The organism is Actinoplanes sp. ATCC 53533 (assembly GCF_003947245.1).
This window is the reverse complement of record NZ_QHHV01000096.1, coordinates 1-10,008: the sequence shown is the minus strand read 5'-3', so window position 1 is coordinate 10,008 and position 10,008 is coordinate 1. Positions and strand designations below refer to the sequence as shown.

Sequence of the window (10,008 nt, the reverse complement as noted above, 5' to 3'; positions counted from 1 at the left end):
TGGGCTCGTTGACGATGCGCAGGACGTTGAAGCCCGCGATCTCACCGGCCTCCTTGGTGGCCTGCCGCTGCGCGTCGTTGAAGTAGGCCGGCACGGTGATGACCGCGTCCGTGACCGACTCGCCGAGGTAGGCCTCGGAGTCGCGCTTGAGCTTCATGAGCACCCGCGCCGAGATCTCCTGCGGGGTGTACTTCTTGCCGTCGATGTCGACGGACCAGTTCGTGCCGACCTCCCGCTTGACCGAACGGATCGTCCGGTCGGGGTTGGTCACCGCCTGACGCTTGGCGACCTCGCCGACGAGCACCTCGCCGTTGCGCGCGAAGGCGACGATGGACGGCGTCGTCCGGGAGCCTTCCGCGTTCGCGACGACGGTGGGCTCACCGCCCTCGAGAACGCTGACGCAGGAGTTCGTGGTGCCGAGGTCGATGCCGACCGCTCGTGCCATGTTCGCTTCCTCGCTTCTTGCAAATCTTCGGGGTCAAGTTGAGTGGACCGGACTCAATGATGCCACGGCGATCCACATCTGCAAGTCAGAGTTGAGTCAAGGCGGCGCAACTCACCTCTGGCAGGTACCTGTCCGGTCACGGCGGTGGGGTACCTGTTGTGGGGAATGCATAGATCGGGCACGCTTTACCCGTGACGACGCACGGTGAAGCGGTCGGTCCGTGGGCCACTCCCGCCGTAGCCGACCCACTCCCCCCAAGGGCCCAGACCAACGGCGCACCCGCGGCTGCGGGCGCCCCCAAACCCGACAAATCATCCGGTACGGCCGCAGACCCCACAACCGCAGGCCCGTCCACCCAGGCCGACGGCGCCGACAGCGGCACGCAGCCGGAGTCCACCGCCACCGCGCCACCGAAGCCGGAATGGCCGCCTACCACGGCCGCGACCACGGGAAACGTAGTGACGACGAAGTCTGAGCAGCCGGCCGAGGCGAAAACGCCCGACGAGTGGGACGCAGCGGACGACGCCGCGGAGGAAGATTCGACGGAGAGCGCTCCCGCGACCGCCGAGGCGGCCCCGCCAGATGACGACCCGGCGACCCCCGAGCCGCCGCCGGCCGACGAGACGACGTCCACAGACACGGTGGATGCGGATTCCGGCGTGCCAAAAAAAGTCGCTCCCACCACCGCAAGATCCACAGCGGCGACGGAGAGTGACCCGGCCACCCCAACCGCCGACGCCGACGAGCAGACGGCAGGGCTCCCGGCCACGAAGCCCGTCACGACCGACGAGCCGACCGCGCCCGCAGGCCCCATTGCCGGCAAGAAGCCCCGCCCCGTGGCGGAGCCCACCGCCGGCCACGATCCGGCCCGGGCCGACCAGCCACCCCGCGCGGACGATCCCACCCTGATCGACGAGCCTGTCAGCGCCGAAGAGCCCACCCTGATCGACCAGCAAGCCAGCACAGACGAGCCCACCCTGATCGACCAGCAAGCCAGCACGGACGAGCCCACCCTGATCGACCAGCAGGCCGGTGCTGACGAGCCGACTCGAGCGGACAAGCCGACCAATGCCGACGAATCGCCACTGACCGACCAGCCGGCCACCAAGCCTGTCGCGGCGAGCGGCGGGGCAGAGACCGGGGGCGTGCCGGTTCCGCGGTCCAGGCCCGAGAGCCTCGCAGCGGTGCTCGCGCCGGTGCCGCCCACCGAGCCACCAGCCGCCGTCGGTGATCTCGCCAGCGCCCTCTCCCGGCTGCGGGCGACCATCGGCGGAACGACGTACCCCCTGGTCATGCCCTCCGCCGAGGAGGGCCGGCGGATCGGCGCCGCGCTGGTCGCCCAGCTGGACGACTATCTGCTGCCGCGCCTCGCGCGGCTCGACGCGCCGCTGCTGGTCGTGGTCGGCGGTTCCACCGGCGCGGGCAAGTCCACCCTGGTCAACAGCCTGGTTCGGGCGCCCGTCACCAGGGCCGGCGTGCTGCGCCCGACGACCCGCTCGCCGGTGTTGGTCAGCCACCCCTCCGACTCGCCGTGGTTCCGCAACGGCCAGTTGCTGCCGGGCCTCACCCGCACCGCCGAGAGCTCGACGGATCCGCAGACCCTGCAGCTGGTCTCGGCGCCCGCGCTCGGTCCCGGCCTGGCCTTCCTGGACGCGCCGGACATCGACTCGGTGGTCGACCGCAACCGCCAGCTCGCCGCCCAGCTGCTCGCCGCCGCCGACCTGTGGCTGTTCGTCACGACCGCGTCCCGCTATGCCGACGCCGTGCCGTGGGAGCTGCTCACCACCGCCCGGCTGCGCGGCACGGTGATCGCGCTGGTGCTGGACCGGGTGCCGCCGGAGGCGGCGGGCGAGGTCTCCGCCCACCTCACCGAGATGCTCACCGCCCGGGACATGGGCGCGGCGCCGGTGTTCGTGCTGCCCGAGTCCACGCTGGACGGCAGCGGCCTGCTGTCGGAGGAGGTGACCCGGCCGCTGCACGACTGGTTCGCCCAGCTCGCCGCCGACGGCAACGCCCGCGCGGCCGTGGTCAAGCAGACGCTCGACGGCGCGCTGGCCGCGCTCGGCCCGGCGGTGGCCGGGCTGGCCGAGGCGGCCGACGAGCAGGCAGCCGCGGCGAAGGCCCTGGACGAGCGGGTCACCGCGGCATACCGGACGTCCCGTCGGACCATGGCGGACGGCCTGCAGGACGGGCGGCTGCTCCGCGGCGAGGTGCTGGCCCGCTGGCAGGAGTTCATCGGCACGGGCGAGTTCCTGCGCACCCTGGAGTCCCGGGTCGGCCAGCTCCGCGACAAGATCGTCGCGACGATCACCGGCCGGCCGGCGCCCGGGCGCAACCTGCAGGCGGCGCTGGAGTCCCAGCTCGCCACGCTGCTGCGCGGGGTCGCCTCGGACGCGGCCGAGCAGGCGTACTCGTCCTGGCAGGCGCACCCCGCCGGGGCCGCGCTGCTGGAGCCGAGCCTGCAGGGGCCCTCCGCCGACCTGCCGCAACGCGCCGAGCGGATGGTCCGCGACTGGCAGCTGTTCGTGCTCGACCTGGTGCGCAGCGAGGCCGGCGACAAGCGGGTCGTGGCCCGCGGCGCGGCCTACGCGGTCAACGGCATCGGCCTGACCGTGATGATCGCGGTGTTCACCTCGACCGCCTTCATCCCCACCGGGGCCGAGCTGGCCGTCGGCGCGGGCACCACGGTCGCCGCGCAGAAGGTGCTGGAAGCGATCTTCGGGGACCAGGCGATCCGCACCCTGGCCACCCGGGCACGCGAGGAACTCCTCGCACGGGTTAACGTGCTGCTCGACGCGGAGGCGGCCCGGTTCACGGACCGCACCGCAGCCGTGGGGCTCGAGCTGGAGCCGGGCGCCACGCTGCGGCAGGCCGCAGCCGATGTGGAGCGTTCCAGGGAGGAAGTCGCGTTGACCGGGACGCCGTCATGAGCCTCGTTGACCGGGTCAAGAACGCGTTGACCGGCGACGACCGCGTCGACGCCGAGCAGCTCGCCGCGCGCCTGGACGCCCTGCAGCGCTTCCTGCGGGTGACCGACCCGCACCTGCCCGACAACGACCTGGTCGCCGCGCACACGCTGGTCGAACGGGCGGGCAGCCGGCTCGCCCTGTCCCAGGACCACACCGTGGTGGCGCTCGCCGGCAGCACCGGCAGCGGCAAGTCCAGCCTGTTCAACGCGCTGGCCCGGCTCAAGCTCTCGCCGGTGGGCGTGCGGCGGCCGACGACCGGCGTCGCACACGCTTGCGTCTGGGGCCCGCTCGAGCCCGCGAACAGGCTGCTGGACTGGGTCGGCGTGCTGCCACGGCAGCGCTTCATCCGGGAAAGCGCCCTGGACGGCGACGACGAGGCCGCCCTGCGCGGGCTGGTGCTGCTCGACCTGCCCGACTTCGACTCCGTCGAGCGCGGCCACCGGCTCGAGGTGGACCGGCTGCTCGGCCTGGTCGACCAGGTGGTGTGGGTGGTCGACCCGCAGAAGTACGGCGACCGGGTCCTGCACAACGCCTACCTGCGCCAGTTCAAGCAGCACAGCGACATCACCATCGTGGTGCTGAACCAGGCGGACCGGCTCTCCCCCGCCGACACCGACGTCGTCATCGCCGACCTCAAGCGGCTGCTCGAGGAGGACGGGCTCACCGGCGTACCGGCGCTCGCCACCTCGGCCAAGCAGCCGGGCATGCTCACCGAGCTGCGCGAGGCCCTGGAGAAGTCGGTCGCCGAACGGCAGGCCGCGCTGCGCCGCCTCTCCGGTGACCTGGACGTGGTGGCCGAGCAACTGGCCACGACCATCGGCCCGCCGGCCGCCGAGGACGAGGTGGACCGGGCGACCGTACGCCAGCTCAGCGACGCGCTCGCCACCTCCGCCGGCGTGCCCGCCGTGGCCGCCGCGACCGCGGGCGCCTACCGGCACCGGGCGGTCGCGAGCACCGGCTGGCCGCTGGTCCGCGGCATCCGCAAGCTGCGCCCGGATCCGCTCAAGCGCCTGCACCTGTCCACCGCCAAGCCGGAGCCCGCAGCCGCCGAGCTCGACGGGGCGGGGCGGTCGGACGAGGAGGCTCCGGTCGCCCGCACCTCCCTGCCGGAGGCGGACGCGGCGCAGAAGTCGGCGGTCGGCCTGTGTGTCCGGGCCGTCGCCGCCCGGGCCGCCGCGCCGATCCCGCAGGTGTGGGCCCCGGCCCTCAACACGGCCTCCCGGTCCCGGCTGGGTGACCTGCCCGACGCGCTGGACCGGGCGGTCGCCAAGACCGATCTGGGGATGAGCCGCAAGCCGTTCTGGTGGACCGCCGTCGGGCTGCTGCAGTGGCTGTTCACCCTCGCGGCGGTGGTCGGGCTGGGCTGGTTGATCGCCGGATACGCCGTGCGCGTTCTGGGCCTGCCGGAGTTCAACAATCCAGCCGTCGGCGAGGTGCCGCTGCCGACGTTGTTGCTGCTCGGCGGCCTGTTGCTGGGTGCCCTGCTGGCGCTGGCGCTGCGCCCGATCGTCAACCTGGGTGCCAAACGGGCCGGCCGGCGCGCCGAGCAGCGGCTGCGGGGGGCGGTCACCGAGGTGGCCCGCGAGTACGTCGTCGCGCCGGTCCGCGAGGTGCTGAACGGCTACGCACAGGCACGCGAGGCCCTGACGGTCGTCCGTTCGGAATAGGCCCGGCGGGCTGCCGGACGGGTAGGCTCTGCGAATGGCGGCACCCCAGACTCCATACGACGCGGTCCTGCACGCGGCCCGCGACGTGGCGAAGCTCGACTGCGCCCTGGACGCCGAAATGCTGGCCACCGCGCTCCTCGGCAGCGTGTATTCCGTGGCGGTCACCGACCGCGCCACGGCGGTCCGGGAGTTCGTCGGCCAGTTCCTCGGCGCCACCACCCGGCGACGCACCGCCTCGGCGACCACGATCCGCGAGGTCTTCGCGGCCCTCGTGCCCGACGCCGCGGGTGCGGCCGAGGTGAGGCACGGCCCGCAGGCCCCGGCCTGGACGACGCAGCTCGGCCGGGTGCGCCCGACCGGCTATTACGCGTACGGCGACGTGTACGGCGACCAGACGTCCTATCTGGTCACCTTCGCCTACGACGACGCCGAGCAGGGCGGCCCGGAGCACGCGGTGGTCGCGCTGGTCGACCACAACATCGGCATCACCAAGGACGTCTTCGTCGGCGGCCCGGCGGAGCGCATCCTGGGCCAGGTCCGCGAGATGTGCGCCGGCGACGAGCTGACCTGGTTCCGCGAGGAGGACCCGGGCCGGCTGCGCGGCGAGGTGAGCAAGCACCTGGAGATCACGGACGGCCTCAGCGACCTGCCCGCGGACGGCAACCTGGCGACCGACCGCGCCCTGGCCACGGCCCGGCTGGCCCTGCTGCCGGCCACGACCGTCCCGCCGCTGGCCGAGCCGCCGGAGCTGAGCGGCCCGGATCGCGAGCGCCTGCTCCGCGACTTCCTGTCCTCGCCGGAGGCGGCCCGCTTCACCCTCGACGACGTGTCGGCCGACGACGAGTTGGCGTCCCTGCACTTCTGCCTGAGCCTCCTGCTGGACCACGCGGCGAGCCTGCCGGAGCCGGACCCGCTGCGCTGGAGCCCGGCGGTGGCTGGCCTGTTCCTGCTCGACTGGGTGCACCGGCGCGCGGTCCTCGACATGGACGACGCCGCGATGCTCCCCCGGGTGACCCGGGCCTGGTCGGCATACGCGACCCGCAAGCGCGGCCTGCCGGCGGCAGCGGCGGAGCAGACAGACACCGTGCTCGAGGAGATGATCCCCGAGTTCGCCCGCCTGTACGCGACCGGCGAAAAGCGCAGCCCGGCGACGGCGGCGGTGGCCCAGCTGATCTCGGAAGGCGTGGACCCGAACGACGCGAACGCCATCGACGCCTGGATCGAGACCAACCGCCACCGCCTCACCGACGACTCCTGATCAAGACGCACACCGTGTCCGCCGAAAATGTCGGTGCCCTTCGGTAACTTGGTCCCCGCACACGCCGCAGCCTGGCCGCATGGCCTCGTCCGACGCACGGGGAGCAGCGATGACAGCAGCGTTGTCCCGGGACCGCCGTGCCTGACGCCTATGGGCACACGACGGCGGATCTGCACGCGCTGCCCGACGACGGGCGACGCTGGGAGCTGATCGACGGAAGCCCCGTCGTGTCGCCATCCGGGACGATCGATCACAACACGATCGCTGGCTGGATCGCTCCCTGGCCGAGCTCGTGCTGGACGAGCAGGCCGGGCAATATGCCTTCGCCACGCACTACACGACCGAAGTCTTCGAAACGCGGACGCCGTGGCCGGTCCGCGTCGACCTGCCAGGGCTGATCGCGAAGCGCGCCCGCATGATGCGGGTCGACCCCGCATAGCCGACTTTCGGCCGCCTCGCCCGGCGAGCCTCCACGTCGCCGGGTGAGGGCGGCCTTCACCAGCGGTTCTGCTGGTGGTCTTGGGACTCCTGCCGCGGTTCCGCGTGGTGCCGGCCCATCCGGGAGCTGCGGTGGTGAGCGCCGGTGTGGTCGTCCACGCGGTGCATGCGTTCGGCTCGGTGGGAGCCGCGGTAGGCACGGGTCGCGGTCGTCGTCTGGGTGCCTTCACCACGGTCCGCGGCGGACGGCTGGTAGCGGTTGCTGTTGTGGGTGCGGTCGGCGGGGCGGGCCGGCCTGACGTTGTGCGGGCGTTCGGTCACCTCTGGCCTCCGGCGGGAGTCGGACCGGGCGGCCTTCGCCGTCCGGATGCTGCTGGTCTCTGCTGGCTGGTCGCGCTCGTCCGACCGGCGCCCGTGGGCGTAGCCGCGGTCGTCGCAGTCCTGGTGGCGCGGGCGGTCCGGACGGTGGTGGCGCCCCGGCCGCGACGAGCAGTCGCTGCGGTCCACGCACCACGGCTGGCGGACCGGCTTGGCCGGCGGCTCCGGCTCGTCATCACCGGACCAGCGGTCGTCATCCGGCGAGTCGTCCCGGCGATCGTTCGGTGAGTCATCCGGTGAGTCACCGCCGCCGTCGCCGACAGAGCCACTCGGCTGCTGAGGCTTGACCGGAACCGGAACCGGAACCGGAACCGGCCGCGGCATCGGAACCGAGGGCAGGGCCGGCATAACAGGCGATCGCACAGGAGCCGCCCCACCCGGAGAGGAGCCCGCACCCGGAGACCCAGACCCGGAGGACCCGGACCCCGAAGAACCCGAACCCGAACCCGGACCCGAGGAACCTCCGCCGGACGACGAACCGGGGCGCCAGGACTCCGCGCTATCACCCGAAGGACTGGAAGATCCACCGGAATGCGACGAGCCCGAAGGACCCGCCGAGCTCGAAGAACCCGACAATCCGCCGCGCGCGCTCTGGGCGTACCCCTTGCCGACCGTGACCGGCGCACCCGGCCGCGGCTTGGTCTTGCGTTTCTGGGCCTGGCCATGCGCGGTGCCGGAACTGCCCGGAATGGTCCCGCCCGGCTGCGGGCCGCCGGTCCCGGTCGAAGCGGACGGCGCGGGCCGGACCCGGACCGGTCCGGTTGATGCCGGCGGGATGAACGGCACGTCCATGGCGCCGGGCCGGCCGTCGTCGAGTTCGTTGGAGCCGGCCGTGATGGCCGCCAGGGTGGGCAGCGAGGCCAGTCCGACCAGCATGGCCACGATGAGCACGTAGCGGCGGGTCGGTCCGGCCAGGCCCTCGGCGCTGTAGACGCCGTTGAGCCGCCTGCGCATCACCTTGATCGGCGGCACGAGTCCGTCTTCGTCCGGTTGCTCCGGCACGGCCTGCACCCCCTACCTAGAGATCAACTTGGATCCGTGTCAGTTATCGGGGTGAACGACGCATAGCGGTTCGAGCTGCGGCGAAAGTTGTCCGTTCCGGCGGAAGTGATTGCACGAAAACCACTTAACAGGACAAAAACGGGCACCAATGACTCGGCAAGATTTCGGATCTGTGATCGACCTGACCTGTGGCGCCACTCACGTTCTCTGCGAGGATGGGGGCGACGGCACCGCCGCCGTCGCGGCTGGACCAAGCAGCGGGACGCGGTGGGGGTCGTTACTCCCCGGCGGGGTCTGTGACCTCGCCGACCAGCCGCGCGGCAACCTCACCCGGGCCAGGCGCGGCGAACCCAGCGGTCAGCCGCGCGGACGGGCAACACCCGCCGTGGGCGCAGAGATGAAACAGGGAGACACGGATGGCGAACGGCGGAAACGAAGTCGGGGCAGACGTCCCGGCGGGCGGTTTCGTTCAGCTGCTGACGCCCGACGGTGAGCGCGTTGACAGCGTCACCACGGCGGACGGCGTCACCTACTCGGTCGACTTCACCGACGACGAGTACCGCGAGTTGTACCGGGACCTCGTCACGGTCCGCCGCCTGGATGCCGAGGCGACCGCCCTGCAGCGGCAGGGCGAGCTGGGGATCTGGGCCAGCCTGCTGGGCCAGGAGGCCGCCCAGGTGGGTTCCGGCCGGGCCCTGCGCCCGCAGGACATGGCGTTCCCGACCTACCGCGAGCACGGCGTGCTCTACACCCGCGGCATCGACCCGATCATGCCGTTCGGCCTGTTCCGCGGCGTCGACCAGGGCGGCTGGGACGCGAACAAATACAAGTTCAACGGCTACACGATCGTGATCGGCTCGCAGACGCTGCACGCCACCGGCTACGCCATGGGCGTCACCATGGACGGCAAGACCGGCACCCCGGACGGCGAGGCGGTCATCGCCTACTTCGGCGACGGCGCCACCAGCCAGGGCGAGGTCAACGAGGCGTTCGTCTGGGCCGGCGTGTTCCACGCCCCGATGGTCTTCTTCTGCCAGAACAACCAGTACGCGATCTCCGAGCCGCTCGAACGGCAGACCCGCATCCCGCTCTACCGGCGCGCGGCCGGCTTCGGCTTCCCCGGCGTACGGATCGACGGCAACGACGTGCTGGCCACGTTCGCGGTGACCCGGGCTGCGCTCGACCAGGCCCGCAACGGCCAGGGCCCGACGCTGATCGAGGCGTACACCTACCGGATGGGCGCACACACCAGCTCCGACGACCCGACCCGCTATCGCATCGCCAGCGAGGTCGAGTCCTGGAAGGCCAAGGACCCGATCAGCCGGTTCAAGGCGTTCCTGGCCAAGCAGCAGCTCGCCGACGACTCCTTCTTCGGCGAGGTCGACGAGACGGCCCGCACGCTGGCCCTGGACCTGCGCGAACGGGTGCTGGCCATGCCGGACCCGCAGCCGGTCACCATGTTCGACCACGTCTACCCGAACGGCTCGCCCGAGCTCGACCAGCAGCGCGCACAGTTCGCCGCCTACGAGGCCTCGTTCGAAGGGAGCGCCCACTGATGAGCGAGACACTCACCCTCGGCAAGGCCCTGAACCACGGCCTGCGCCGCGCGCTGGAGAACGACCCCAAGGTCGTCATCATGGGCGAGGACGTCGGCAAGCTCGGCGGCGTCTTCCGGATCACCGACGGCCTGCAGAAGGACTTCGGCGAGAACCGGGTCATCGACACCCCGCTGGCCGAGGCCGGCATCATCGGCACCGCGGTCGGCCTGGCCATCCGCGGCTACCGGCCGGTCTGCGAGATCCAGTTCGACGGGTTCGTCTTCCCGGCGTACAACCAGATCGTCGCCCAGGT

7 protein-coding genes and 1 pseudogene are annotated in these 10,008 nt (G+C 72.1%); 6 read left to right on the top strand and 2 right to left on the bottom strand.

From position 1 onward, the window contains the following. The coding region (locus tag DMB66_RS28840; RefSeq protein ID WP_148112777.1) for an Hsp70 family protein at positions 1-445 on the bottom strand (445 nt) is incomplete at its 3' end. Between the two features lie 1,184 nt (positions 446-1,629). Between DMB66_RS28840 and DMB66_RS28835 the strand changes: the two genes are divergently transcribed. The 4 genes from DMB66_RS28835 (at position 1,630) to DMB66_RS61455 (ending at position 6,778) form a co-directional block, all read left to right on the top strand. Then, positions 1,630-3,375, top strand: a complete 1,746-nt coding sequence (locus DMB66_RS28835; RefSeq protein WP_233624899.1) for an ABC transporter — start codon at positions 1,630-1,632, stop codon at positions 3,373-3,375. Beyond that, entirely contained in the window at positions 3,372-5,081 is a 1,710-nt protein-coding gene (locus DMB66_RS28830) for a GTPase (RefSeq protein WP_125807263.1), read from the top strand. The genes DMB66_RS28835 and DMB66_RS28830 overlap by 4 nt, the downstream gene beginning before the upstream one ends. A gap of 34 nt (positions 5,082-5,115) precedes the next feature. Next, a complete protein-coding gene (locus DMB66_RS28825; RefSeq protein ID WP_125807262.1) occupies positions 5,116-6,339 on the top strand; it encodes a hypothetical protein in 1,224 nt (407 codons plus the stop codon). A gap of 292 nt (positions 6,340-6,631) precedes the next feature. After that, positions 6,632-6,778: a hypothetical protein gene (locus tag DMB66_RS61455; protein ID WP_158647397.1), complete on the top strand. Its 147-nt coding sequence runs from the start codon at positions 6,632-6,634 to the stop codon at positions 6,776-6,778. Positions 6,779-6,834: 56 nt separating this feature from the next. Here DMB66_RS61455 and DMB66_RS61450 read toward each other — a convergent pair whose 3' ends face one another. Continuing rightward, on the bottom strand, positions 6,835-7,098 hold the full coding sequence (locus DMB66_RS61450) for a hypothetical protein (protein WP_158647396.1): 264 nt from the start codon (positions 7,096-7,098) through the stop codon (positions 6,835-6,837). Between the two features lie 1,475 nt (positions 7,099-8,573). Between DMB66_RS61450 and pdhA the strand changes: the two genes are divergently transcribed. Both pdhA and DMB66_RS28810 read left to right on the top strand, forming a co-directional pair. Beyond that, positions 8,574-9,713 (top strand): pyruvate dehydrogenase (acetyl-transferring) E1 component subunit alpha, encoded by a 1,140-nt coding sequence (pdhA, locus tag DMB66_RS28815; protein ID WP_125807261.1) that lies wholly within the window; start codon positions 8,574-8,576, stop codon positions 9,711-9,713. Next, a pseudogene (locus tag DMB66_RS28810) lies at positions 9,710-10,008 on the top strand (alpha-ketoacid dehydrogenase subunit beta); the annotation flags it as partial. The gene pdhA and the pseudogene DMB66_RS28810, both read left to right, overlap by 4 nt.

What these genes read in the sequence shown, in the direction of transcription:
- DMB66_RS28830 (WP_125807263.1), top strand. Translation starts at nt 3,372, where the DNA reads ATGAGCCTCGTTGACCGGGTCAAGAACGCGTTGACCGGCGACGACCGC.
- DMB66_RS28825 (WP_125807262.1), top strand. Translation starts at nt 5,116, where the DNA reads ATGGCGGCACCCCAGACTCCATACGACGCGGTCCTGCACGCGGCCCGC.
- pdhA (WP_125807261.1), top strand. Translation starts at nt 8,574, where the DNA reads ATGGCGAACGGCGGAAACGAAGTCGGGGCAGACGTCCCGGCGGGCGGT.